The sequence below is a fragment of the Streptomyces turgidiscabies Car8 genome (assembly GCF_000331005.1).
GTDB lineage: Bacteria > Actinomycetota > Actinomycetes > Streptomycetales > Streptomycetaceae > Streptomyces > Streptomyces turgidiscabies.
The window spans coordinates 1-22,736 of sequence record NZ_AEJB01000689.1 but is presented as its reverse complement, the minus strand read 5'-3'; the positions used below and the strand labels follow the sequence as shown (position 1 = coordinate 22,736).

The window sequence follows — 22,736 nt, the reverse complement described above, 5'->3', positions numbered from 1 at the left end:
GTCCGGTCCGGTCCGGTCCGGTCCGGTTACGGGAGGTTGCGGGCCATCACGATCCGCTGGACCTGGTTGGTGCCCTCGTAGATCTGGGTGATCTTGGCGTCGCGCATCATCCGCTCCACCGGGTAGTCACGGGTGTAGCCGTAGCCGCCGAGCAGCTGGACCGCGTCCGTGGTGACCTCCATCGCCACGTCCGACGCGAAGCACTTCGCCGCCGCGCCCTGGAAGGTGAGGTCCTTGTCGCCGCGCTCGGACTTCGCCGCGGCCTGATAGGTCAGGGCGCGGGCCGCCTCGATCTTCATGGCCATGTCGGCGAGCATGAACTGGATGCCCTGGAAGTCGGCGATCGGCTTGCCGAACTGCTTGCGCTCCTTGACGTACCCCTTGGCGTAGTCGAGGGCGCCCTGCGCGATGCCCAGCGCCTGCGCGGCGATCGTGACGCGGGTGTGGTCCAGCGTCTTCATCGCGGTGGCGAAGCCGGTGCCCTCCTCGCCGATCATGCGGTCGGCCGGGATCCGCACGTTGTCGAGGTAGACCTCGCGGGTCGGACTGCCCTTGATGCCGAGCTTCTTCTCCGGGGCGCCGAAGGAGACGCCCTCGTCGGACTTCTCGACGACGAACGCCGAGATGCCCTTGCTGCGCTTGGTCGGGTCGGTCACGGCCATCACCGTGTAGTACTCGGACTCGCCCGCGTTGGTGATCCAGCGCTTCACGCCGTTGAGGACGTAGAAGTCGCCGTCGCGGACCGCCCTCGTCTTCATGCCGGCCGCGTCCGAGCCCGCGTCGGGCTCCGAGAGGCAGTAGGAGAACATGCCGTCGCCCTTGGCGAGCGGGGTCATGTACCTCTTCTTCAGCTCCTCCGAGCCGGACAGGATGACGGGGAGGGAGCCGAGCTTGTTCACCGCCGGGATCAGGGACGAGGACGCGCACACCCGTGCGACCTCCTCGATCACGATCACCGTGGCCAGCGCGTCGGCGCCGGCGCCGCCGTACGACTCGGGTACGTGCACCGCGTGCAGGTCGTTGGCCACCAGCGCGTCGTGCGCCTCCTGGGGGAAGCGGGCTTCCTCGTCCACCGCGGCGGCGTACGGCAAGATCTTCGCCTCGGCCAGGGAGCGGATCGCGTCGCGGAGCATGTCGTGCTCCTCCGACGGGCGGTACAGGTCGAAATCAGCCGATCCGGCCAAGGTCTCTCACGCTCCAAAGACGCTGTGTGACTGACGCTAACTACCGTTAAGTAACCCTGTAGACAATCCGAATTTTAAGGGCCTGCCCACCCGAGTGTGACGTGAGCTTGGCGACAGGGGGGATTCTGCCCGGCGCGGGGCCGCAACAGCCCCTGGCAGGCCCGCGACTATGCTCGCCATCGCACACACGACCACCCCCAGGCCACACTCCAGGAGCACGCACCCATGGCTCTCAAGATCACCGTGATCGGCACCGGATACCTCGGCGCCACCCACGCCGCCGCCATGGCCGAACTCGGTTTCGAGGTGCTGGCACTGGATGTGGTCGAGGAGAAGATCGACCTGCTGCGGCAGGGCCGGGCCCCCATGTACGAGCCCGGGCTCGACGAGCTGCTGCGCAAGCACGTCGCCGGGATCGAGGGTTCCACCGGGCGGCTGCGCTTCACCATGGACTGGGCCGAGGTCGCCGCCTTCGGCGACATCCACTTCCTCTGCGTGAACACCCCGCAGAAGCACGGCGAGTACGCCAGCGACATGTCGTACGTCGACGCCGCGATCGAGTCCCTCGCCCCGCATCTGACCTCCCCCGCCCTCGTCGTCGGCAAGTCGACCGTGCCGGTCGGCTCGGCGGACCGCCTCGCCCGCACGATCTCCGGACTGGCGCCGGCCGGCGCCGACGCCGAGCTGGCCTGGAACCCGGAGTTCCTGCGCGAGGGCTTCGCCGTCCAGGACACGCTGCACCCGGACCGGCTCGTGGTCGGCGTACGGAGCGAGCGGGCCGAGAAGCTGCTGCGCGAGGTGTACGCCACGCCGATCGAGGAGGGGACGCCGTTCGTCGTCACCGACTTCCCGACCGCCGAGCTGGTGAAGACCTCCGCGAACTCCTTCCTCGCCACCAAGATCTCGTTCATCAACGCCATGGCGGAGGTCTGCGAGGCCGCCGACGGGGACGTGGCGAAGCTCGCCGAGGCGATCGGGTACGACGACCGGATCGGCAAGAAGTTCCTGCGGGCCGGGATCGGCTTCGGGGGCGGCTGTCTGCCCAAGGACATCCGGGCGTTCATGGCGCGCGCCGGGGAGCTGGGCGCCGACCAGGCGCTGACCTTCCTGCGCGAGATCGACTCGATCAACATGCGCCAGCGCGGCCAGATGGTGGAGCTGGCCCGGCAGGCGCTGGGCGGCGGCCCGTTCCTCGGGAAGCGGGTCGCGGTGCTCGGCGCCACCTTCAAGCCCGACTCGGACGACGTCCGCGACTCGCCGGCCCTGAACGTCGCCGGGCAGATCCACCTCCAGGGCGGCCAGGTGACGGTGTACGACCCGAAGGGCATGGCCAACGCGCGACGGGTCTTCCCGACGCTCGCGTACGCCGACACGGCCCTGGAGGCGGTCCGGGGCGCCGACGCCGTACTGCACCTGACGGAGTGGCGGGAGTTCCGCGAGCTGGACCCGGCGGCGCTGGGCGAGGCGGTGGCCCACCGGCTCGTGCTGGACGGGCGCAACGCCCTCGACCCGGAGCTGTGGCGGCGGGCCGGGTGGACGTACCGGGCCATGGGGCGCCCGACCGCCTGAACGGGGCCGGCGCCCGGTCGTACGCCCCCGGGAAGAACGCCGGTCCGGCCGAGGCTCAGTCGGCCGGACCGGCGCCCGCTCCATTCTCCACATCCCGGCCACCCTTCGGGAAGCGCATTCCACATCCCGGGCGGCCCCTTCGCGCGAAACCGCTACCTGGCGCGGTACCGCCGCATCTTCGCGCGTGCCCCGCACCCCTCCATGGAGCACCAGCGCCGGCGCTGGGCGGGGCTGCGGTCGAAGTACGCCCAGTGACACTCGGGCAGCTCACAGGCCTTGAGGCGCAGCCAGGTGCCGTCGGTGAGGGCCTCCGCGACGGCCGCGGCCACGCGGGAGAGCAGCGGGCCCTCCTCGGCGGCGGTCAGCCGGGCCGAGCCGTCCCGTTCGTCGACGGTCACCAACAGCGGGGCGCGGGACAGTAGTTGGCCCAAGGGCGTGACGGGCTCGTGCGGTGGATGTCCGGCGTGCGCGAGGCAGACCGCGCGCAGGGACTCCCGCAACTCCTTGACGGCGGCCAGTTCCCGTTCGGTGATCTCCGCGATACCGAACGCGGCACGCCCCTCGGCGGTGTTCAGCGCGTCCCGGCCCGATTCCAGGCCCCTGGTGTTCACCAGTGCCTCCACGAGGGCCAGCCCTCGGGGCGCGGCCACGATCTCGCTCATACCGGCGACGGTACCTCCTCGCGTTACCTCCTATGCAGGGGCATCCGGTAACCGTTACCGTATGAGCCCCATCAACAGGTAACGGTTGCAGGTAACCGTCAACAGGTGACAACGGAGGAAGTCATGGCCATCGCCAAGTTCGACAGCGTCGTCCTGGACTGTCCCGACCCCGGCGCGCTCGCCGCCTTCTACGCCGGGCTGCTGGGCGGCACCCCCGAGGTCCAGGAGGACTGGGTCGACCTGCGGATCCCGGAGGGGCCGCAGCTGGCCTTCCAGGCCGCTCCCGGTCACGTACCCCCGAAGTGGCCGTCCACCGACGCCTCGCAGCAGTTCCATCTGGACGTGACCGTGGCCGACCTGGACGCGGCCGAGCGGGAGGTGCTCGCGCTGGGCGCCAAGCCGCTGGACACGGAGGACCGGGCCCGCTCCTTCAGGGTTTACGCGGACCCGGCGGGGCACCCGTTCTGCCTCTGCGCGGGCTGAACAACTCTCATGGGCGCATCGGCAGTATCGACCGGAGGAACCATGACACCCGTAGCCCGTTTCCGTACCGTCGTCGTCGACTGTCCGGAGCCTCGCGCGCTGGCCCGTTTCTACGCTCAGGTCGTCGGCGGTACGCCCGCGGACGAGGACCCCGAGTGGGTCGTCCTCCAGGTCCCCGGCGGGCCGCGCCTCGCCTTCCAGCAGGCGCCCGGATACTCCCCGCCCGAGTGGCCGCGGGCCGACCGCGACTCCCAGCAGTTCCATCTCGACCTGGACGCCGGCTCCACCTGGGCGGAGCTGGACACGGCCGAGAAGGCTGTCCTCGCGCTGGGCGCCCGCCCGCTGGATCTGGACGACCAGGACGGCAAGCGGGACTTCCGGGTGTACGCCGATCCGGCGGGGCATCCGTTCTGCCTCTGCCGGGTCGAGCACGCCTGAATCCCGCGAGCCGCTGAGGCAGGTCAGTCGTCCAGCTCCGCGATCCGTGCCGTCGACGGTTCGCGGCGCTGCTGGGCCGCCTTGGCGGTGAAGTCGGCGCTGCGCAGCACGCGTTGGACGTTCCCCCAGGTGAGCAGGGTGAGGTCGGGCTCGGTCCAGCCCCGGCGCAGGAGTTCGGCGATCAGGTTCGGGTAGCAGGAGGCGTCGCCGAGTTCCTGCGGGTGGGCGCTGCCGGAGTCGTACGTGCCGGACAGGCCGACGCACTCCGGGCCCGCGACCGCACGGACGTGGTCGAGATGGTCGGCGACGTCACGGACGGACGGCCCGGTCTGCTCGGCCGTCAGCGGCACCAGGCACAGGCCGCCGGCCGCGCCCAGCCCGGCGAGCGTCTCGTCGGGGAGGTTGGCGGGGTGGGGGCGCAGGGCGCGGGCGGCGGAGCGGGTGCACAGGACCGGCGCCTTGGAGATCGTGACGGCCCGGTCGATGGTGGCCGGGGAGGCGCCCGAGAGGTCGGCCAGCACGCCGAGCCGGTTCATCTCGCGGACCACCTCCTCGCCGAAGCGGGTCAGCCCGGCCTCGCTCGCCCAGGACGTCCCGGCGAGGGTGAGCACGCGCAGGCCCAGGGAGTGCAGGACGCGCAGGATGCCGATCGAGTCGTCGAGGGCGGCCGCGGCGGCGGGCCCGAGGACGACGGCGACCCGGCCGCAGTTGCGCGCGTCGGTGACCTGCCCGGCGGTGCCGACGAGCCGCAGGCCCTCGGGGTGGCTCCGGGCCACCGTCCTGGCCAGGTCGAGCTGTTCCAGGGTGGCGCCCACCGCACGGTCACCGGTGAGGCCCTCCGGCAGGTGCAGCGCCCAGAACAGTGCGCCCACGTGGCCGCGTCGCATCCGGGGCACATCGGTGTCGACGGTGCTCTCACCGAGCTCCAGGTCGTACCAGGGCAGGTGCCGCAACGCCCAGGGCAGCCCGCTGTAGCCGTCGGCGACGGGGTTCGCGGCCAGGAGGGCGTGGGCGCGGTCGAGAGGATCGGCGTCCGGGTCGGCGAGGAGGGCCAGCGCGAGCTCCGCCTCCATGGCGTCACCGGGTGGCTCGTCGGGCTCCGGCGCGGGGGCCGGCGGGTCGACTTTTCCGACCTCGGCTGTGGTGCGCAGTTCGTCCTGCAGGTCGGCCATGACGGGCTCCCGTACGTCGTGATCTACCTCGTGATCGCAATACGGTCACCGTCGCACGGAGGCGAGGGGGCTTCCTGGTGGGTGGGGCGTTCGGGGGTACGCCCCACAAGTCCCCCGCACCCCACCTGCCGCATTTGGCTGCCCTCTCCATGTGACCCGCACAACTTCACGCCTCTCCAACAGCTCCCGTCGATTAGACATGTGTCGATTGGGTAGCCCCATTAAGACGGCGGCGGCAAGCTTACGTCTGTTGGAGTAATGCCGATTCGAGGTGACGCGAGTCGACCTACTACTATGGCGAAGTTTCGGCACGACCAGTGCCTAACCGCCGCTGTCAAATTCCTGAGGAGCATCATGCCCACGGCCGTGGACCCGAGTCTCAATCGCCGCAAGCTGCGACTGGCGCTGAAGGCAGCCCGCGACAAACGCGGTCTGACACAGCGGGACGCGGCCGACGCGCTGGAGTGGTCGCTGTCCAAGCTGATCCGCATCGAGGCGGGAACGGTCAGTCTGTCCGTCACGGATCTGCGCGCCATGCTCCTGGAGTACGGCGTGGAGGACCCTGAAGTCGTCGCGGACCTGGAGGAAGCGGCCAGGGGAAGCAAGGGGCAGTCCTGGTGGTCCGCGTACAACGACGTCATCAGCCAACCGTTCAACCAGTATCTGGGCTACGAGAGCGCGGCGAACGTCATCCGGGGCTACCACCCGAGTCTCATTCCGGGCCAGCTGCAGATCTCGGACTACGTCACCGCCCTCTTCGAGATCGGTGAGCCCGGTGCAAAGGCCCGGCAGCTCATCGACCTGAGGCTGGCCCGGCAGGAAAGGGTCCTTCAGGAGGACGGCCCCCGGGTCGAGGTGATCCTGGACGAGGCCGCCTTGCGCCGTCAGATCGGCGGCCCGGCAACCATGCGGCGTCAACTGGCCTTCCTCAAGAGCCTCGTCGACGACGGACGGGCCACCTTGCGTGCCCTGCCCTTCACCGCCGGCGTGCATGACAGCTTGGACAGCAGCTTCTTCCTCCTGGGCTTTCGCGACGACGAGGACGTTCTGTACGTCAGCGGCCCCGGCGGCACGCTCACCAACCGTGACGACCGGGAACTGGTCGCCCGCTACCAGGAGTGCTTCGAAGATCTCCAGAACAAGGCACTAAGCCAGGAGGACACGATGGCACTGTTCGACGACCTGATCGAAAACTTCCACCGATCCTGACGTCCAGTCAGTGAGCGCTTAGGCCCAGGGGATGCCATGGACAGCGACGACGAGTGCACGGGACCGGAGTTGGACCCCGGTCGCCCTCGTCGCACTGGACCCAACTACAACATTTTCCTGGGGCCCGGGCCCTCTGCCGACGCTACCGAGAAAACACCTGCGCATCTGCCCGGCGCCGGACGCGGGCGGGCCGACGTTGACGACACGATCAGACTCCTGCGCAATCTCGCGGCCCTGGTCGTGTTCTCGTCGACCACCCTCACCCTGGTGGCCTTCGCAGGTATCGGGATGGGCGTACCGCCCTGGTTCTGTCTTGCCGTCGCCTTCGGCGGTGGACCGCTCACGATCTGGGGCTTCGTCATGACCTTCGAGACGGTACGTTCCTCGTTGCCGGACGGAACAGAAGATCCACCGTCCAATGGCGAGCCGTAGCCGGTGAACGCACCCACCACCAGCCCGCCGCCGCGGACACAGCCACGAGCACCGCCAGCCACATCACGAGCCTCGTCCACAGGCTGCCGCCCAACAGCGAAACGCCCGCCCCCGCAGCCACGGCGAGCACACCGGTCACCACGCAATACCCGGCCAGCCCGGGGTACCTGGTCACCGTCCGCTCTCGGTGTTCGCCGCTCATCTCACATCCCGTACTCGGTTCGCTTCACCGTGCCAATCACACGTGACCCCGCCCGGTGACATCCGAGGCAACGAACAACGCTATCGCCGCGCACCAGGCTTCTCCTGTGAAGGTCACCAGCGCGGCGTCCGGTTGCTTGGAGTCGCGGACGCGGACCGTCCCTGGAAGCGTGGCGATCTCGCAGCATCCCCCATCTCCCGAACCGCTGCCACCGCTGTAGCTGCTCTTCCGCCAGACGACGGCACCCCGATCCCTGGCCAACACCGCCCCCTCGATATCTCGCCCCGCTCCGAGCAACGCCGAACGCGCCTACGGTTCTTACCCGTTGTGGCCGCAGTTCAACAGACGGTCGCCCCTCTGGCGCGTTCTGGGGGTCCGGGCGCCCCTCACCCGTCCAGTTGCTCCAGCGTGGCGTGGGAAGGCCCACGCCCCACCCGCACCTCCCGTGCCACATCCTCCGCCGCCCCCAGCACCCGCACCGCGTTCCCCCAGGTCAGCTTGGCAAGATCACCCTTGGACCAGCCCCGGTCCAGCAGTTCCGCGATCAGGTTCGGGTAGCCGGAGACGTCCGACAGGCCGTCCGGGGTGAACGCCGTGCCGTCGTAGTCGCCGCCGATGCCCAGGTGGTCGATTCCGGCCACCTCGCGCATGTGGTCCAGGTGGTCGGCGACCGTCGAGACCGTGGCGACCGGGCGCGGGTTGGTCTCCTCGAAGGACCGGTGGACCTTCATCGCCTCGGGGGTCGTGGCGAGATGGTGGAAGCCGTGGGCACGCATGTTGTCGTCCGCGGCGGCCGTCCAGTCGACGGCGGCCTGGAGCACGAACTTCGGTACGAAGGTGACCATCGCCATCCCGCCGTTGACGGGCAGGCGTTCCAGCACGTCGTCGGGGATGTTGCGCGGGTGGTCGCACACCGCGCGCGAGGAGGAGTGGGAGAAGATCACCGGCGCGACGGACGTGTCCAGCGCGTGCCGCATCGTCGTCGCGGCGACATGCGAGAGGTCGACCAGCATGCCGAGGCGGTTCATCTCCCGAACGACCTCGCGGCCGAACTCCGACAGACCGCCGACGCCCGGCTCGTCCGTCGCCGAGTCCGCCCACGCCACGTTGTCGTTGTGGGTGAGCGTCATGTACCGCACGCCCAGCTCGTACAACCCCCTCAGGGTGCCGAGGGAGTTGGCGATCGAGTGACCGCCCTCGGCGCCCATGAGGGAGGCGATACGGCCCTCACGCCGCCCCGCCTCCATGTCGGCGGCCGTCAGCGCGGGCCGCAGGTCATCCTCGTACCGGGCGATCAACTGACGTACGCAGTCAATCTGTTCGAGCGTCGCGGGCACCGCGTCCGGCAGGTCCGAGCGGACGTACACCGACCAGTACTGCGCACCGACCCCGCCCTCGCGAAGGCGCGGGATGTCGGTGTGCAGGTGGGTGTGCTGGGCGGTGGCGATGTCGCGGGCGTCGAGGTCGTAGCGGACCTGTTCGCGCAGCGCCCACGGGAGGTCGTTGTGGCCGTCGACGACCGGGAACTCGCGCAGCAGTTCCCGGGCCCGCTCCAGTGAGCTCACGGAGGTCACTTCCCGAAACCGAAGCCGCCGCCGCCCGCGCCGCTCTCGACCTTTGCGCGCAGGCGTTTGCCCTTCTCGGTGGCCTGGTCGTTCAGTTCCTGCTGGAACTCCCGCATCCGGCCGAGGAGTTCCTCGTCGTGCGAGGCCAGGATGCGGGCCGCCAACAGGCCCGCGTTGCGCGCGCCGCCGACCGAGACGGTGGCGACCGGGACGCCCGCCGGCATCTGCACGATCGACAGCAACGAGTCCATGCCGTCGAGGTACTTGAGGGGGACGGGGACGCCGATCACCGGGAGCGGGGTCACCGACGCCAGCATGCCGGGCAGGTGGGCCGCGCCGCCCGCGCCCGCGATGATCGCCTTCAGCCCGCGGTCGGCGGCCTGCTCGCCGTACGTGATCATCTCGTGCGGCATGCGGTGCGCGGAGAGGACGTCGACCTCGTAGGCGATCTCGAACTCGTCGAGGGCCTGGGCGGCTGCCTCCATGACGGGCCAGTCGGAGTCCGAACCCATGACGATGCCCACGACGGGGCCTGCGACGGAACTCATTCGGTGATCGTGCCTCTCAGATAGCCGGCTGCGTGACGGGCGCGCTCCAGCACGTCGTCCAGGTCGTCGCCGTAGGTGTTGACGTGGCCGACCTTGCGGCCGGGCTTCACGTCCTTGCCGTACATGTGGATCTTCAGCTGCGGGTCGCGGGCCATGCAGTGCAGGTACGCGGAGTACATGTCGGGGTAGTCGCCGCCGAGGACGTTCGCCATGACCGTCCACTTCGCGCGCGGTCGGGGGTCGCCGAGCGGGAGGTCGAGGACGGCGCGGACGTGGTTGGCGAACTGCGACGTGATCGCGCCGTCCATCGTCCAGTGGCCCGAGTTGTGGGGGCGCATCGCCAGTTCGTTGACGAGGATGCGACCGTCGTGGGTCTCGAACAGTTCGACGGCGAGGTGGCCGACGACGCCGAGTTCCTTGGCGATGCCCAGGGCCAGCTCCTGGGCCTGGAGGGCCAGCTCCTCCGCGATGCCGGGCGCCGGGGCGATGACCGTGTCGCACACGCCGTCGACCTGCTGCGACTCGACGACCGGGTACGCGACGGCCTGGCCGTGCGGGGAGCGGACGACGTTCGCCGCCAGTTCCCGTACGAAGTCGACCTTCTCCTCGGCCAGGACCGGCACGCCGGCCCGGAAGGGGTCGGCGGCGTCCGCCGCCGAGCGGACGACCCACACGCCCTTGCCGTCGTAGCCGCCGCGGACCGTCTTGAGGACGACCGGGAAACCGTCGCCCTGGTCTCCTTCGGAGAGGCCCTCGGCCGCGAAGGCCACCACGTCCTCGACGTCGCGCACGATGCGATGGCGCGGGCACGGCACCCCGATCTCGTCGAGCTTCGCCCGCATCACGCCCTTGTCCTGAGCGTGCACGAGCGCGTCGGGGCCGGGGCGGACAGGGATACCGTCCGCCTCCAGGGCCCGAAGATGCTCGGTCGGGACGTGCTCGTGATCGAAAGTGATCACATCACACCCCTGCGCGAACGCACGCAGCGTCTCCAGGTCGCGGTAGTCGCCGATGACGACATCACCGACCACCTGCGCCGCGGAATCCAGCGGGGTGTCACTGAGGACCTTGAACTTGATGCCGAGCGGGATGCCCGCCTCGTGTGTCATACGAGCGAGCTGCCCCCCGCCGACCATGCCGACTACCGGGAACGTCACCCGCCAAGAGTATCGGCCCGGCCATCGTGGCCCGATTACACGTCTGTGACCCGATGCGCACAGGCAAGCCCCATAGGGGGTGGTTAGCATGGCTGGGTTGACGAAATCCCACACTGCGATCCCACAGACGGGGGCCGACAGACCATGGAACGTGGTTCCAAACGTGGTTCCAAAGACGGTTCCGACGGGCTTCATACCCCGCCCCGGAGCGCCGTACGCCGCCGATTCGACCAGTTCGCGGCCGAGGTGGCGAAGTTCGGGGCGGTGGGCACGGCGGGGCTTCTCGTCAACCTGCTCGTGTTCAACCTGGTGCGCGGTACGACCGATCTGCCGGTGGTCCGGGCCAGTGTGACCGCCACGGTCGTCGCGATCTGCTCGAACTACGTCGGCTTCCGCTACTTCACGTACCGGGACCGCGACAAGAGCGGCCGCACGAAGGAACTGACGCTGTTCCTGCTGTTCAGCGCGGTCGGGCTGGTCATCGAGAACGGCGTGCTCTACGCGGCGACGTACGGCTTCGGCCTGGACAGCCCGCTGCAGAGCAACGTCTTCAAGTTCGTCGGGATCGGTGTCGCGACCCTGTTCCGCTTCTGGTCGTACCGTACGTGGGTGTTCCGTACGCTTCCGGCGCGTGAGGCGGTCGCCAGCGCCGAATCGTTCCTCGAGGAGCGCCCCGAGGGTGGGACGATTCCCGGGCGCCGGAATCAGCGTCAGCGGGTGGGTTGAGCGGTCCGGTGCGGCACCGTCGTGGCTTGTCGCGCCCACGCGGCGGAGCCGCGTATCGATACAGCCCCGCGCCCCTCTGAGGGCGCCTACCTGACCGTCCGCTCCTCCTCGTCCCCCTGCGGCTTCTTCAGCGGCGTCCGGGACAGGAAGAGGCCGAAGACCGGCGGCTGTGCCTGGAGCATCTCCAGACGGCCCGCGTCGGCCTCCGCGAGGTCGCGGGCGACGGCGAGGCCGATGCCGGTGGAGTTGCGGCCGCTGATCGCCCGCTCGAAGATCCGGGCACCGAGGTCGGCCGGGACGCCGGGCCCCTCGTCCGTGACCTCGACCACGGCCTGGTTGCCGATGACACGGGTGCGCAGCGCGACCGTGCCGCCACCGTGCATGAGGGAGTTCTCGATCAGCGCGGCCAGTACCTGCGCGACCGCCCCCGGGGTGCCGACGGCCTGCAGATGCCGCTTGCCTGAGCTGACTATGGCGCGGCCCTCGCTGCGGTAGGCGGGGCGCCACTCGGCGAGCTGCTGCTGGATGACCTCGTCGAGGTCGAAGGAGACCGCGGAGCCGGTGCGCGGGTCGCGGGCGTTGGTGAGGAGCCGCTGGACGACGTCCGTGAGGCGTTCGACCTGCGTGAGCGCGATCGTGGCCTCCTCCTTCACCGTGTCCGGGTCGTCGGTGAGGGTGATCTCCTCGAGGCGCATGGAGAGGGCGGTGAGGGGCGTACGCAGCTGGTGCGAGGCGTCCGCCGCCAGCCGGCGTTCGGCGGTGAGCATCCGGGCGATACGTTCCGCCGAGCTGTCCAGCACATCCGCGACCCGGTCGAGCTCCGGGACGCCGTACCGCTTGTGCCGGGGGCGCGGGTCGCCCGAGCCGAGGCGTTCGGCGGTCTCGGCGAGGTCGGTGAGCGGCGAGGCGAGCCGGTTGGCCTGCCGTACGGCGAGCAGGACGGCGGCGATGACGGCGAGCAGGGCGACGGCGCCGATGATCAGCAGGGTGCGGCCGACCTCGCGGGTCACGGACGAGCGGGGTTCCTCGACCCGGACGGTCTCACCCTCCTCGCCGTCCTCCTCGGCGGAGATGACGTCACCGACGGGCTGGTCCCCGACCTCGATGGGCGCGCGGCCGGGGATGCGCACCACGGCGTACCGGTCGCCGGTGACGAGGCCGCCCAGCACCTTGGAGTTGATCTGCTCGTCCCCGAGGATGCGACTGTCCACGATGCTGGCCAGCCGCACGGCCTCGGAGTCCACCCGTTCCTGGGCGCTGGAGCTGATGGTCCGCGTCTCGACGATGACGAGGGACACCCCGAAGACGGCGATCACCACGAGGACGACAGCAAGGGTGGACTGAATAAGACGACGACGCACGGCGCTCTCCGGACGATGGCATGAAGACAACCAGGCGCCCCGGAGGCAGCCCCGTCAGGGGCGCCTCCAGGGGCGCGGGGAACTGCGCGACCAGCCCCAGGGCCGGCAGCCGCACGACAGCCGCAAGCCCCCCGGAGGGTTACGCGCGTAGTCGGCCGGCTAGCTCTTCTCGAACCGGAAACCGACACCCCGGACAGTCGCGATGTACCGAGGGTTCGCCGCATCGTCGCCCAGCTTCTTCCGCAGCCAGGAGATGTGCATGTCGAGCGTCTTGGTCGACGACCACCACGTCGTGTCCCACACCTCGCGCATCAGCTGGTCGCGGGTCACGACCCGCCCCGCGTCGCGCACGAGCACCCGCAGCAGGTCGAACTCCTTCGCCGTGAGCTGGAGTTCCTCGTCACCCATCCACGCGCGGTGCGACTCGACGTCGATGCGCACCCCGTGGGTGGCGGGCGGCTGCTGCGGCTCGGACGCGCCGCGCCGCAGCAGGGCCCGGACGCGGGCGAGCAGTTCGGCGAGCCGGAAGGGCTTGGTGACGTAGTCGTCGGCGCCCGCGTCGAGGCCTACGACGGTGTCCACCTCGTCGGCGCGCGCGGTCAGGATGAGGATCGGGACGGTCAGCCCCTCGGCACGCAGCCGGCGGGCCACTTCGAGGCCGTCCATGCCGGGCAGTCCCAGGTCGAGTACGACCAGGTCGATACCACCCTGGATGCCGGCGTCGAGCGCGGTCGGGCCGTCCTCGCGCACCTCGACCTCGTAACCTTCCCGGCGCAGTGCGCGGGCCAGCGGCTCCGAGATGGACGCGTCGTCCTCAGCGAGCAGTACACGGGTCATGAGCTGATGGTAGACCGCTCTGGACGCGGCCCGGGGTGTGACCAGGCGTTCTTGCTTCTTACCTTCGGACGCCGGGACGAGGGCACCCGGGGCGGCACGGCCCGCACTCGCCGCCCACCACCGGCCGAACCTGCGCCTATACGGCGAGAACCTGTCTCTTACCTTGGAATGAGCGACCGAGACCCATCCGCCACCTGTGATTTACATCTCAAATCCTTCTATTTACTACTGTGCAACACCGTGCACAGAAAGAGGCCTTTCACCGCACTCATGGATCTTGGCGCTTTTTCCGCCGAAGGTCCCGTTTACGCCTGGGAGCGCAGGTACTCGATCTGCCGCTGGGCCAGTTCGGTCGTCCGGCGCATGTGCCGGCCGAGCAGCGCCAGCTCCTGCTCGGTGTAGCCCTCGAACGTGGCCCGCCAGCCCTCGCCGAGCGTGCCCCAGAACTCGCCGAGGCGCCGCATGGCCGCCGCCACCGGCACGACCAGGACCCGTCGCCGGTCCTCATCGTCCCGTCGGCGGGTGACGTAGCCGGCCTTCTCCAGGCGGTCGACGAGCCGGGTCGCCGAGCCGCTGGTGAGGCCGGTCAGCTCGGCGATCCTGCCGGTCGTGAAGGGCCCCGGCTCGATGCCGAGCAGGCTGAGGCACTGCACGTCCGTCGGATGCATCCCGAGTTGGTCGGCGACCGCCTGATTGAAGAGCACATAGGAGGCCACATACCGGCGGGAGTCCAGCTCCAGGCCGGCCATCCGGTCGTCTCGGGACACGGCCCCTCCTTGGCAGCCGCGCGGCGACGGCTACGAAAATATCTGCGCGACGCAGATAATGTCTGTACGTTTACTGCATGACGCAGACAATTTATCAGCCCGTCATCGCTGTCACCGGCGCGACCGGCGCCCAGGGCGGCGCCACCGCCCGGGCCCTCCTCCGCCACGGGTCGCGCGTACGCGCGCTGACGCGCCGCCCGTCGTCCACGGCCGCCGAGGAGCTGCGCCGGCTCGGCGCGGAGGTGGCGTACGCCGACTTCGACGACCGGGCAGGCCTGGACGCCGCGCTCGCCGGCGTCGACGCGCTGTTCGCGATGTCCACGCGCTACGGCGGCGACACCGGGCGCGGCGCCGGGAACGACACCGGGGATGACACCGACACCGAGGTGCGGCAGGCGGTCGCGCTGCTCGACGCCGCCGCCGCGAGCGGAACCGTCCGGCACATCGTGTTCACCTCGGCCGCCAACGCGGACCGAGGCACCGGCATCCCCCACTTCGACACCAAGCACCAGGTCGAGCTCCGTCTGCGGAAGCTGGGCATCCCCTGGACGGTCATCGCACCGGGCCTGTTCATGGACAACTACACCGGCGAGTGGACGCTGAGCGGTCTGCGTGAGGGCCGGTTCGCCCTGCCCCTGCCCGCCGACCTGGCTCTGCCGTTCATCCCGGCCGCCGACATCGGCGCGTTCGCGGCGCTCGTCCTGCGAGACCCCGAGAAGTTCGCCGGGCGGCGCATCGACCTGGCGTCCGACCGCGTGACGTGTTCGGAGATCGCCGGGATCCTCTCCGCCGTCTGCGGCCGTCCGATCGAGTTCACGCAGGTTCCGCTCGCCCGGATCGAGGCGCACTCCGCCGATCTGGCCGCCATGTTCCGCTACTTCACCGCCAGCGGCCTCAACGTCGACGTCGAGGGCCTGCGCCGCGACCACCCCGAGGTGGGGTGGCAGCGCTTCGCCGACTGGGCGGGAGCGCAGAGCTGGGATCTGACGCCCGCGCGGTGAACCGTCGTTCGGGCAGCGTGGGCCGCCGCATCCGGGTGGGCGCGGCGGCCGGCGGTCGTCGCAGGCGTACGTCCCTCAGCGGGCGGGGAGTTCGACCCGACGTACGACCGTGGTGACTGTGTGTCGCCGATGGACGTAGGGGAAATAGGCCCGCCGAACGTGGGCATCCGGCCCTGTCCACACGGTTTCCGCCCTACTGACGCGGCATGCTCGTCCTACTGCCTGAACACGCACCGTAATCCGGCGACCGTGTGCGTCACAGCTCTGGCGCCGGAGCCTCCACCCGAGGAGTGACCGCATGACGACGAACTCCCTCCCCCGTCTCCCCCGCCGCCCCCGCGCGACCACCCACCGCGCCGCCCCCGCCCCCTCCTGGACCCCGTCCGGCGCCTGGGCGGCGCCGACCCCCGAGGTTCTGCGCTCGCTGGAGGCCGCCCTCGCACGGTGGTCGGTGTGAACACGGCCGCCACGTCCCCCACGCCTGCGCAGACGCCACCCTGTGACGTGTGCGAGGCGCTGACCGCACAGCGGGACGCGGCTCGGGAGGCCGGACGTACGAGTGAAGTCGGTGACTGCGAGCGGGAGTTGCGGGAGCACGACGGCCACGGGCGGCGGAGTTCGTCATGACTCCGCGCCCGCGCCCAGCACTCCACGCCCCGCGGTCAGCGACGCGCACGTACGGCTCCGGGCCGGTCCCCCGGACGCCCCGCACCTGAACGGCACGGGAGAACGCCGGACCCCGCCCGGTCGCACACTCCGGAGCGGGGTCCCGACCTGGGCGGTCAGCGCAGGCGACGCCGTCCCGGCATGAACGTGAACACCGCCACGCCCGCCAGGATCACCGTGCCGGACACCAGGCCCAGCGCCTTCAGGGCCCCGTTGTTCTCGGCGCCCGTGTTGGCGAGGCCGCCGCTGGTCGACGAACCGCCGGAGCCGGACGTCGTGCCGCCCGACGTCGAGGAACCGCCCGACGCCCCGCTCGCCTGTTCCTCCGTGTCCAGAGTCAGGGAGACCATCGTCGTGGTCGGGGTGCAGGTGGTCGTCGTGCCGAGGGCGCTCACCGTCAACACGCCTGGTGCCAGGGTCGATTGACCGGTCGCACCCGGCTTGTACGTTCCTGTCATGTCGGAGATCGTCATCGCGTCCCCGGTCTTGATCGGCTCCGTGTTGGCCGGGCCCACGACATGGACCTTGCCCGTGTCGGAGCCGCCCAGCACGACGTCCATCGACGGGTTCACCGAGTTGGCCGGCAGGTCGGCCGGGCTGTTCATCACGGAGCCCTTGAACTGCACCGTGATGTCGTAACTCCCGCCGTTCTTCTTGGCGTTGATCTGGATGGGGGACGTCACGTCCTTGTCCCCGATGGGCGTCACGCACTTGTACGGGACCTCGACGAGTTTGCCGGTGAAGTCCGTCTGGCCGTCGTCCGTCGGACTCGCCGAGGTGCTCGGTGACGCGCTCTCGTCGTCCGAATCGGTCGGGGTCGGAGTGGGCGTCGGGGAGGTGGAGTCCGTCGCTGTCGGCGTCGGTGAGGTGGACGTCGTCGGTGAACCGCCGTCCCCTGCCGTCACCTTGATCGTCGCCGCCGACCGCACCGGCTCGGTCGGCGTGCACTTCGTGTCCGTCCCGAAGGCGTTGATCGTGTACGCGTCCGGCGTCAGTGTCACGTCTCCCGCCGTCGTCAGTTTCACCTTGCCCCCCATGGCGGACAGGATCATCGCCCCGCCCTTGGGGATCGCCGGGTTCTGTCGCGGGCCCACCATCGCGACGTCGGCCGTCTGCGCCCCGCCGACCTTCAACACCCCGCTCGGCTGGACCGAGTTGGCCGGGAGGTCGATCAGGTCCGGGTTCTTGGACGCGGCCTGCGTGAACTGCCAGACCACCTCGACCTCGTCGCCCACCTTCGCCGTCGCCGGCGCGGTGATCTGCACCTTGGTCGTGCCGTTGACGGGCTCCAGCCCGGAGGCCGCCGGCGGCACGCACTTGGTCGCGTACGACACCTCGGCGGCCTGGGCGGGCCCCGCCGCGGCCAGGCCCAGCAGAACACCTCCCGCTCCGCCGAGCAGCAACAGGGCCCCTGCCGCACTCACGCTCCGTCTCCGTTGCGTTCTCACGTGTTCCCCTTCGTCTTCGTCGTGTTGGTCGTCGCAGTGCCCGCGCCCGTGTCGACGCCCGCGCCGATGCCCGCGTCCGTGCCCGCTCCCGGGTCGGCCTCGGGGGTGAACCACGGCAGGGTCGTTGAGGCGGCCACCGGCTCGGGCTGTTCATGGCCCTTCCGTCCGCTCAACCGGGGCATCCGGAGGGTCGGTTCGGGTCTCCGCAGCGCCCTGCCGTGCCGCACCGGCGCCCGTCCGCCGGCTCCACCTGCGCCGCCCGGTCCGCGTGGCCGTACCCGGTCCACCACCGCCATCCCGACGCGGAACAGCGCCGCCGGTACGACGACACCCGCCAGGACCCAGAACAGGGTCACGCCCCACGGCCGGCCCACGCCCCACGGCTGCTCCGCGAGCACCTTCCCGCCGTACTTCAGCGAGACCGTGTAGTCGCCGTGCGCCCCGCTCGCGAGGGTCACCGGCAGTTCGACGCGCGCCTTCCCGCCCGGCGGGATCGTGCCGCGCCACTGCTGCTCGTCCCACTGCGGGGCGAACACCCCGTGGGAGGTGCCTATCTGGAAGACCGGGTCCTTGACCGCCGCCGTGCCGAGGTTGCCGACGGTGACCGCCAGCGTCCGCCCGGGAGGCGCCCCGAACCAGGTCAGCAGCCCGCTCGAACCGTCCAGCAGCGGGTCGGTGAGGACCGAGAGACGGCCCGTGCCGACCTGTGCGGGCAACGGTTCGACGGGGTGCCCCGCCACCTGGAACGCCGCGTCGCCCGCCGCCGGTGACGAGCCCGTCACCGTCACCACATGCACCACGCACGGACACGGCACGGGCGGTTCGACCACCGGGAGGCTCTTGCTGAAGCCGCCGTTCGCGTCCGTGGTGACGGCTCTTCCGTCCGCGTTGGCACAGGAGTTGGTGCCACCGATCACTCCCCGGCCCGGCGCGGACCGGCCGCAGATCAGCATCATCAGCAGCGTCTTCGGCTGCCAGCCCGCCCCCGTCACGACGAGGGAACCGCCGGTTCCCGCCTGGGGCTCGGAGACCTTGACGGTCGGCCCGTCGGCAGCCGTCGCGGTGGTCGTGGGTACCCACAGCAGAGCGATCGCCAGTGCCGCGACCAGTGCAGGAATCCGCCGCATCACGTCATCGCCCCCGTCAGTTCGTCCGTCCTGGCCACCAACTCCTGCTGCGTGCGCGGCTGTTCGTCCCGCCTGCGGCGCCCGAGCCGTCGTACGGCCACGAGGGCCACGCCCGCCGTCAGCGCCCCCGCGACCCCCGCCACCCCGCCCCACGGCACGAACCGCACCGACGTGCCCGCCTCGTCGCGTACCGTCCCGCCCGCCGCGGTGACCGTCAGCCGCACGTCGACGGCGTCGAACCCGGGGCGCTCGGACCAGGGTTCGGTGAGGGCGAGGCGCCGGCCCGGCGGCAGGCGTACGGGGAGGGTGCGCGGGGCCCGGTCGAGGAGCGGGCCGAGGACACCGTCCGCGCGGACGGCGAGGGTCGGGGTCAGGTCGGTGGTACCGCGGTTGACCAGCTCGTACGCGATGCGGTCGCCCCGTACCGCCACGTGCTCGACGGTCAGCGCGGGCAACCGGGGTCCGCCGACCCGGAGTCGGATGCGTACCGTCTCGGTCCGGCCCGACGCCCGGGCGGTGATCGTCGCGGTGCGGTCACCGGGAGGCGTGCCCTCGGGGACGCGCACTGTGAAGGGCACGTCGGCACGCGTCCGGGCGGGGACCTCGACCTCGGGGGCGGCGAGCGTGATCCAACCGCTGCCGGTCAGCCGTACGCCGAGGGTCCGGTTCGTCGGGTTGCGGACGGAGAGCGTGTCCTGGAGAACCGTCTTCGGGGTGCCCTCGGCGTAGAAGTACGGCCGGCCGGTGCCCAGCGGCCTGACGGACCAGCCCTCGTCGGCGGCGGCCGGCGTCTCCGCGGACAGCAGCGCGACGAGGCCGAGCAGCCCGAGAAGGCGGTGGCGGCTGAGGCTGGGGCGAAGGACACGCATCGGCGGCTCCCGGAAGTCGTACGGGTCTCGTACGGGCCTCAGCGGCGTGCCGTCGGCTGCCGTCGTACCGTTCCAGGCTGGTTCCTGCGGGTCAGCCACAGCGTGCCCGCCGCGCCCGCGAGCAGCACGGTGGCTCCGAGCGTGCCCAGCGCGACGAAGGAGTCCTCGGGGCCGGTCTGCGGGAGTCCGCCGCCGCCCGTACCGCCGGTGGTGCTGCTGCCGCCCGTACTGCTGGTGCCGCCTGTGTCGCCGCCGCCGGAGGCGCCTGTGACGTCGAGCGTCAGGGACGGCTTGGGGTTGTTGGTGGGCGTGCAGGTGGTGGTCGTACCGGCGGCCTTGATCGTCAGGATGCCCGCGGTGAAGGTGACCTTGCCGTTCTTCGACGGCGTGTACGTGCCGCTCAGGTCATTGATCTTGATGGGGGTGTTGGCGGGGAGCGCCGCCTCGTTCGCGGGCCCGCTGACGTTCAGCGTGCCGCTGTCCGCGCCGCCCAGCTTGATCGTGGCGCTCGGACTCATCGCGCCCTTGCCCAGCTCGACCGGGCTGGACGAGACACCCTTCTGCCAGGACATCGTCACCTTGTAGGCGGCGCCGCTCCGCACGGCCTTGATGTCGATGGACGAGAGGGCGCTCTTCACGCCGATCGGTGTGTCGCAACGGTAGTTGACGTCCACGACCTCGGCCCGGGCGGCGGGAGCGGCCAGCAGTACCGCCGATCCGGCCAGGGCCGCGGCGGACGCGAGCGCGGCGGCGCGTTTCGGGTGCGTTCGGCGGCATGTCCGGTGGTACGACATCGTCGTCCCCCATTCCTGGCGGTCCTGGCGGCATTTCTGACGGCACATCAGATCGCGGATCGGCCGTCAAGGTACGCCGAGGGACCAACAGTTGGAAGACACAGCACACACCGGATCGGCGGCAATTCGGCCTGATCCCAGTGGTGCACATCGCGCCGGAACGGCGGGAACTACGCCGGAGCGCCCAGCTCCGCCCAGACCCTCTTGCCCGCGACGCCGGGGATCCGCACGACTCCCCAGTCCAGGCACAGGCGCTGCACGATGAACATCCCGTGACCGCCGGGGCGCCCGGCGCGGTGCGGGGTGCGCGGGGCGGGCTGGCCCGTGCCCCGGTCGGAGACCTCGACGCGGATCACCTTGTTGTCGCAGGTGATCCACATCTCGTCCGGGCCCTCGGCGTGCAGACAGGCGTTGGTGACGAGTTCGGAGACGACCAGCAGCACGTCCTCGGCGGCGGCCCGCCGGTCGGCGGTCGCGGCGGGCAGCCACCCCCACGCGTACAGCGCCTGCCGGGCGAAGTCACGGGCGAGCGGAACGACACCGCTCTGCCCCCCGAAACTCAGGTTTCGGGTCTGACGACCCCCGGAGGCGCCACCGCACTCGGAGGACTCGGAGGACTCCGGGGAGCCCGGCGAGTCTGGCCGGGTGGTGCTCATCAGCGCTTCACCTCACCGATTCACCAGTTGCGCGTACACGGTCGTCATTCAACACAGTTCCTTTACGCACGCCCTTGTGTGCATATTCAGAATGTCTCCTGCCCGGCGGAACCGACAGAACACCCCCCAAAAAGAGCGCGCTCGGGAACCGGCCCGGCCGGCCAGGAGGACCCGGCCGAAAAGGCTAGGAGGATTCGAGGTGCTCGGGGGACCCGGGCGACTCGTCGACGAGGGCGTCGGCGAGAGTCTCGTGGACGGTGAAAACGGCGTCCGCGCCCGTGATCTCGAACACTCGCGCGACCACTGGCTGCATTCCGGCGAGGTGCACCCCGCCACCCGCGGCCTCCGCCTTCAGGCGGGCGCCGAGCAGCACGTTGAGGCCTGTGGAGTCGCAGAACTCCAGCCGTGTGCAGTCGACGACCAGCCGCGCGACGCCCTTCGCGAGGCAGTCCTCAAGTGGTTCACGCAACAGATCGGCGGTGTGGTGATCGAGCTCACCCGTCGGCGTCACGACGGCGCTGGGGCCGTCCTGCCGAACCTCCACCAGAAGTCGGCCAGACTGTGCGTTGCCGACCGTCTCGCGGTCCATGCCGTCCCTCTCTCCCGAGGCCTCTGCTGCTTGGCGGCGCTTGCTCGCGCCCAACTGACGTCCACGAACACTACGCCTTCCTCACACTCTCCGACACCTGAACTAAAGCCCAAATACGGACATATGGGAAGGGAACGCACTTGCGGCGGGCTCGGGAAACCGGGTAGGCCTAGTACTGAGCCAGTTCCCCCAGCGAGCCGGCCCGAGACACGCACCCGACACGGCCGGCATTGGAGGCGCCGCACACCGCACCGCACACCCCGGCTTCGGCAGCCTTATGCCGAGAACCATGGAGGACACCATGTCACCCCGGCTCGACGCATCGCATACCCACTGGGCGACGTCGACACCCCCTCCGGAAAACACGGACTCCCAGCAACTGGAACAGCACCTCCCCGGCCCGCGCGTTCCGGAGGCCCTGCACGGGCTCCCCGAGATCCCGCCGTTCGACGAGGTGGGGGCGGTCGACGCCCGGGCCCTGTCCAAGACCCTCTTCGCGCGACTGGAGTCCCTCGAAGAAGGCACGCACGACTACGCGTACGTCCGTAACACGCTCGTCGAGCTCAACCTCGCGCTGGTCAAGTTCGCCGCCTCCCGTTTCCGTTCGCGCAGCGAACCGATGGAGGACATCATCCAGGTCGGCACCATCGGCCTGATCAAGGCGATCGACCGCTTCGAACTGAGCCGCGGCGTCGAGTTCCCGACGTTCGCCCTGCCCACCATCGTGGGCGAGATCAAGCGCTTCTTCCGCGACACGTCGTGGTCCGTCCGCGTCCCGCGCCGGCTCCAGGAGCTCCGGCTGGACCTGGCACGGGCCGGCGACGAACTGGCCCAGCAGCTCGACCGCGCCCCCACCGTGGGCGAGCTGGCCGAACGTCTCGACCTCTCCAAGGACGAGGTCGTGGAAGGCATGGCGGCCTCGAACGCCTACACCGCCAGCTCACTCGACGCGCAACCCGAGGAGGACGACTCCGAGGGCGCGCTCGCGGACCGCATCGGTTACGAGGACCACGGCATCGAGGGCATCGAGTACGTCGAGTCCCTGAAGCCGCTTATCGCCGAACTCCCGCCCCGGGACCGGCAGATCCTCTCGCTGCGGTTCGTCGCCAACATGACCCAGTCGGAGATCGGCGAGGAACTCGGCATCTCCCAGATGCATGTGTCGCGGCTGCTGTCACGGACGTTGCAGCGACTGCGCAAGGGCCTGACCGTCGAGGAGTGACGGTCGGGGTTCGCCGTCGGGACGTCGAGAACCGGCGTCCGTTCGGGAGGGA

Annotated in this window: 25 protein-coding genes; 9 read left to right on the top strand and 16 right to left on the bottom strand. The window is 70.4% G+C overall.

Going from position 1 to position 22,736, the window contains the following annotated elements; all coding sequences use genetic code 11:
* Nucleotides 1–26 precede the first annotated feature (26 nt).
* On the bottom strand, nucleotides 27–1,184 hold the full coding sequence (locus tag STRTUCAR8_RS47920; protein ID WP_006383765.1) for an acyl-CoA dehydrogenase: 1,158 nt from the start codon (nucleotides 1,182–1,184) through the stop codon (nucleotides 27–29).
* 225 nt (nucleotides 1,185–1,409) lie between these two features.
* On the opposite strand from STRTUCAR8_RS47920, the gene STRTUCAR8_RS47915 reads away from it, so the two are divergent.
* Nucleotides 1,410–2,753: a UDP-glucose dehydrogenase family protein gene (locus STRTUCAR8_RS47915; RefSeq protein WP_006383764.1), complete on the top strand. Its 1,344-nt coding sequence runs from the start codon at nucleotides 1,410–1,412 to the stop codon at nucleotides 2,751–2,753.
* Between the two features lie 152 nt (nucleotides 2,754–2,905).
* On the opposite strand, the gene STRTUCAR8_RS47910 is transcribed toward STRTUCAR8_RS47915, so the two are convergent.
* Nucleotides 2,906–3,415 (bottom strand): CGNR zinc finger domain-containing protein, encoded by a 510-nt coding sequence (locus STRTUCAR8_RS47910; RefSeq protein ID WP_006383770.1) that lies wholly within the window; start codon nucleotides 3,413–3,415, stop codon nucleotides 2,906–2,908.
* Between the two features lie 123 nt (nucleotides 3,416–3,538).
* Here STRTUCAR8_RS47910 and STRTUCAR8_RS47905 point away from each other — a divergent pair, with 123 nt between their 5' ends.
* Both STRTUCAR8_RS47905 and STRTUCAR8_RS47900 read left to right on the top strand, forming a co-directional pair.
* Nucleotides 3,539–3,898 (top strand): VOC family protein, encoded by a 360-nt coding sequence (locus STRTUCAR8_RS47905; protein ID WP_006383783.1) that lies wholly within the window; start codon nucleotides 3,539–3,541, stop codon nucleotides 3,896–3,898.
* Between the two features lie 42 nt (nucleotides 3,899–3,940).
* Complete coding sequence (locus STRTUCAR8_RS47900) at nucleotides 3,941–4,336, top strand: VOC family protein (protein WP_044474152.1); 396 nt, start codon at nucleotides 3,941–3,943, stop codon at nucleotides 4,334–4,336.
* Between the two features lie 23 nt (nucleotides 4,337–4,359).
* On the opposite strand, the gene STRTUCAR8_RS47895 is transcribed toward STRTUCAR8_RS47900, so the two are convergent.
* Complete coding sequence (locus STRTUCAR8_RS47895; protein WP_006383772.1) at nucleotides 4,360–5,508, bottom strand: dipeptidase; 1,149 nt, start codon at nucleotides 5,506–5,508, stop codon at nucleotides 4,360–4,362.
* Nucleotides 5,509–5,862: 354 nt separating this feature from the next.
* Between STRTUCAR8_RS47895 and STRTUCAR8_RS47890 the strand changes: the two genes are divergently transcribed.
* Both STRTUCAR8_RS47890 and STRTUCAR8_RS47885 read left to right on the top strand, forming a co-directional pair.
* Entirely contained in the window at nucleotides 5,863–6,717 is an 855-nt protein-coding gene (locus tag STRTUCAR8_RS47890; RefSeq protein WP_006383773.1) for a helix-turn-helix domain-containing protein, read from the top strand.
* Between the two features lie 36 nt (nucleotides 6,718–6,753).
* Complete coding sequence (locus STRTUCAR8_RS47885) at nucleotides 6,754–7,149, top strand: hypothetical protein (RefSeq protein ID WP_006383778.1); 396 nt, start codon at nucleotides 6,754–6,756, stop codon at nucleotides 7,147–7,149.
* Nucleotides 7,150–7,387: 238 nt separating this feature from the next.
* On the opposite strand, the gene STRTUCAR8_RS51115 is transcribed toward STRTUCAR8_RS47885, so the two are convergent.
* The 4 genes from STRTUCAR8_RS51115 to STRTUCAR8_RS47870 all read right to left on the bottom strand — a co-directional run bounded on the left by STRTUCAR8_RS51115 (nucleotide 7,388) and on the right by STRTUCAR8_RS47870 (nucleotide 10,621).
* Complete coding sequence (locus tag STRTUCAR8_RS51115; RefSeq protein ID WP_006383768.1) at nucleotides 7,388–7,615, bottom strand: DUF397 domain-containing protein; 228 nt, start codon at nucleotides 7,613–7,615, stop codon at nucleotides 7,388–7,390.
* Between the two features lie 122 nt (nucleotides 7,616–7,737).
* Complete coding sequence (locus STRTUCAR8_RS47880) at nucleotides 7,738–8,916, bottom strand: dipeptidase (RefSeq protein ID WP_006383762.1); 1,179 nt, start codon at nucleotides 8,914–8,916, stop codon at nucleotides 7,738–7,740.
* Between the two features lie 5 nt (nucleotides 8,917–8,921).
* On the bottom strand, nucleotides 8,922–9,464 hold the full coding sequence (purE, locus tag STRTUCAR8_RS47875) for a 5-(carboxyamino)imidazole ribonucleotide mutase (protein WP_006383771.1): 543 nt from the start codon (nucleotides 9,462–9,464) through the stop codon (nucleotides 8,922–8,924).
* A complete protein-coding gene (locus STRTUCAR8_RS47870) occupies nucleotides 9,461–10,621 on the bottom strand; it encodes a 5-(carboxyamino)imidazole ribonucleotide synthase (RefSeq protein WP_100247815.1) in 1,161 nt (386 codons plus the stop codon). The genes purE and STRTUCAR8_RS47870 overlap by 4 nt, the downstream gene beginning before the upstream one ends.
* 144 nt (nucleotides 10,622–10,765) lie before the next feature.
* On the opposite strand from STRTUCAR8_RS47870, the gene STRTUCAR8_RS47865 reads away from it, so the two are divergent.
* Nucleotides 10,766–11,347 carry a GtrA family protein gene (locus STRTUCAR8_RS47865; protein WP_006383782.1) on the top strand — a complete coding sequence of 194 codons (582 nt, stop codon included), beginning with the start codon at nucleotides 10,766–10,768 and terminating at the stop codon, nucleotides 11,345–11,347.
* 86 nt (nucleotides 11,348–11,433) lie between these two features.
* Here STRTUCAR8_RS47865 and STRTUCAR8_RS47860 read toward each other — a convergent pair whose 3' ends face one another.
* The 3 genes from STRTUCAR8_RS47860 to STRTUCAR8_RS47850 all read right to left on the bottom strand — a co-directional run bounded on the left by STRTUCAR8_RS47860 (nucleotide 11,434) and on the right by STRTUCAR8_RS47850 (nucleotide 14,294).
* The gene (locus STRTUCAR8_RS47860; protein WP_006383769.1) at nucleotides 11,434–12,708 is read right to left on the bottom strand and encodes an ATP-binding protein; all 1,275 of its coding nucleotides are present in this window, start codon (nucleotides 12,706–12,708) and stop codon (nucleotides 11,434–11,436) included.
* A 159-nt stretch (nucleotides 12,709–12,867) separates the two neighbouring features.
* A complete protein-coding gene (locus STRTUCAR8_RS47855; RefSeq protein WP_006383781.1) occupies nucleotides 12,868–13,545 on the bottom strand; it encodes a response regulator transcription factor in 678 nt (225 codons plus the stop codon).
* Between the two features lie 305 nt (nucleotides 13,546–13,850).
* The gene (locus tag STRTUCAR8_RS47850; RefSeq protein ID WP_044474154.1) at nucleotides 13,851–14,294 is read right to left on the bottom strand and encodes a MarR family winged helix-turn-helix transcriptional regulator; all 444 of its coding nucleotides are present in this window, start codon (nucleotides 14,292–14,294) and stop codon (nucleotides 13,851–13,853) included.
* A 95-nt stretch (nucleotides 14,295–14,389) separates the two neighbouring features.
* Between STRTUCAR8_RS47850 and STRTUCAR8_RS47845 the strand changes: the two genes are divergently transcribed.
* Both STRTUCAR8_RS47845 and STRTUCAR8_RS53680 read left to right on the top strand, forming a co-directional pair.
* Entirely contained in the window at nucleotides 14,390–15,313 is a 924-nt protein-coding gene (locus STRTUCAR8_RS47845; protein WP_006383766.1) for an NmrA/HSCARG family protein, read from the top strand.
* 298 nt (nucleotides 15,314–15,611) lie between these two features.
* Nucleotides 15,612–15,770, top strand: coding sequence for a hypothetical protein (locus STRTUCAR8_RS53680; protein ID WP_006383779.1), 159 nt, complete (start codon nucleotides 15,612–15,614; stop codon nucleotides 15,768–15,770).
* A 325-nt stretch (nucleotides 15,771–16,095) separates the two neighbouring features.
* On the opposite strand, the gene STRTUCAR8_RS47840 is transcribed toward STRTUCAR8_RS53680, so the two are convergent.
* The 6 genes from STRTUCAR8_RS47840 to STRTUCAR8_RS47815 form a co-directional block, all read right to left on the bottom strand.
* Nucleotides 16,096–17,403: a hypothetical protein gene (locus STRTUCAR8_RS47840; protein ID WP_006383776.1), complete on the bottom strand. Its 1,308-nt coding sequence runs from the start codon at nucleotides 17,401–17,403 to the stop codon at nucleotides 16,096–16,098.
* A 20-nt stretch (nucleotides 17,404–17,423) separates the two neighbouring features.
* Entirely contained in the window at nucleotides 17,424–18,554 is a 1,131-nt protein-coding gene (locus STRTUCAR8_RS47835; RefSeq protein ID WP_006383761.1) for a hypothetical protein, read from the bottom strand.
* Entirely contained in the window at nucleotides 18,554–19,423 is an 870-nt protein-coding gene (locus STRTUCAR8_RS47830) for a COG1470 family protein (protein WP_006383763.1), read from the bottom strand. Before STRTUCAR8_RS47830 ends, STRTUCAR8_RS47835 begins: the two co-directional genes overlap by 1 nt.
* A 38-nt stretch (nucleotides 19,424–19,461) precedes the next feature.
* On the bottom strand, nucleotides 19,462–20,217 hold the full coding sequence (locus STRTUCAR8_RS47825) for an LPXTG cell wall anchor domain-containing protein (RefSeq protein ID WP_006383775.1): 756 nt from the start codon (nucleotides 20,215–20,217) through the stop codon (nucleotides 19,462–19,464).
* A 170-nt stretch (nucleotides 20,218–20,387) separates the two neighbouring features.
* Nucleotides 20,388–20,873 (bottom strand): ATP-binding protein, encoded by a 486-nt coding sequence (locus tag STRTUCAR8_RS47820; protein ID WP_006383784.1) that lies wholly within the window; start codon nucleotides 20,871–20,873, stop codon nucleotides 20,388–20,390.
* Between the two features lie 184 nt (nucleotides 20,874–21,057).
* On the bottom strand, nucleotides 21,058–21,462 hold the full coding sequence (locus tag STRTUCAR8_RS47815; protein ID WP_006383786.1) for an STAS domain-containing protein: 405 nt from the start codon (nucleotides 21,460–21,462) through the stop codon (nucleotides 21,058–21,060).
* Between the two features lie 289 nt (nucleotides 21,463–21,751).
* On the opposite strand from STRTUCAR8_RS47815, the gene STRTUCAR8_RS47810 reads away from it, so the two are divergent.
* Nucleotides 21,752–22,684 carry an RNA polymerase sigma factor SigF gene (locus STRTUCAR8_RS47810; protein ID WP_059073293.1) on the top strand — a complete coding sequence of 311 codons (933 nt, stop codon included), beginning with the start codon at nucleotides 21,752–21,754 and terminating at the stop codon, nucleotides 22,682–22,684.
* Nucleotides 22,685–22,736: the final 52 nt, after the last annotated feature.

Bases quoted from the DNA above. Each gene is read 5' to 3' on its own strand.
- STRTUCAR8_RS47915 (WP_006383764.1), top strand. From the start codon at position 1,410: ATGGCTCTCAAGATCACCGTGATCGGCACCGGATACCTCGGCGCCACC.
- STRTUCAR8_RS47910 (WP_006383770.1), bottom strand. From the start codon at position 3,415: ATGAGCGAGATCGTGGCCGCGCCCCGAGGGCTGGCCCTCGTGGAGGCA.
- STRTUCAR8_RS47905 (WP_006383783.1), top strand. From the start codon at position 3,539: ATGGCCATCGCCAAGTTCGACAGCGTCGTCCTGGACTGTCCCGACCCC.
- STRTUCAR8_RS47900 (WP_044474152.1), top strand. From the start codon at position 3,941: ATGACACCCGTAGCCCGTTTCCGTACCGTCGTCGTCGACTGTCCGGAG.
- STRTUCAR8_RS47895 (WP_006383772.1), bottom strand. From the start codon at position 5,508: ATGGCCGACCTGCAGGACGAACTGCGCACCACAGCCGAGGTCGGAAAA.
- STRTUCAR8_RS47890 (WP_006383773.1), top strand. From the start codon at position 5,863: ATGCCCACGGCCGTGGACCCGAGTCTCAATCGCCGCAAGCTGCGACTG.
- STRTUCAR8_RS47885 (WP_006383778.1), top strand. From the start codon at position 6,754: ATGGACAGCGACGACGAGTGCACGGGACCGGAGTTGGACCCCGGTCGC.
- purE (WP_006383771.1), bottom strand. From the start codon at position 9,464: ATGAGTTCCGTCGCAGGCCCCGTCGTGGGCATCGTCATGGGTTCGGAC.
- STRTUCAR8_RS47865 (WP_006383782.1), top strand. From the start codon at position 10,766: ATGGAACGTGGTTCCAAACGTGGTTCCAAAGACGGTTCCGACGGGCTT.
- STRTUCAR8_RS47855 (WP_006383781.1), bottom strand. From the start codon at position 13,545: ATGACCCGTGTACTGCTCGCTGAGGACGACGCGTCCATCTCGGAGCCG.
- STRTUCAR8_RS47850 (WP_044474154.1), bottom strand. From the start codon at position 14,294: ATGGCCGGCCTGGAGCTGGACTCCCGCCGGTATGTGGCCTCCTATGTG.
- STRTUCAR8_RS47845 (WP_006383766.1), top strand. From the start codon at position 14,390: ATGACGCAGACAATTTATCAGCCCGTCATCGCTGTCACCGGCGCGACC.
- STRTUCAR8_RS53680 (WP_006383779.1), top strand. From the start codon at position 15,612: ATGACGACGAACTCCCTCCCCCGTCTCCCCCGCCGCCCCCGCGCGACC.
- STRTUCAR8_RS47835 (WP_006383761.1), bottom strand. From the start codon at position 18,554: ATGCGGCGGATTCCTGCACTGGTCGCGGCACTGGCGATCGCTCTGCTG.
- STRTUCAR8_RS47830 (WP_006383763.1), bottom strand. From the start codon at position 19,423: ATGCGTGTCCTTCGCCCCAGCCTCAGCCGCCACCGCCTTCTCGGGCTG.
- STRTUCAR8_RS47825 (WP_006383775.1), bottom strand. From the start codon at position 20,217: ATGTCGTACCACCGGACATGCCGCCGAACGCACCCGAAACGCGCCGCC.
- STRTUCAR8_RS47820 (WP_006383784.1), bottom strand. From the start codon at position 20,873: ATGAGCACCACCCGGCCAGACTCGCCGGGCTCCCCGGAGTCCTCCGAG.
- STRTUCAR8_RS47815 (WP_006383786.1), bottom strand. From the start codon at position 21,462: ATGGACCGCGAGACGGTCGGCAACGCACAGTCTGGCCGACTTCTGGTG.
- STRTUCAR8_RS47810 (WP_059073293.1), top strand. From the start codon at position 21,752: ATGGAGGACACCATGTCACCCCGGCTCGACGCATCGCATACCCACTGG.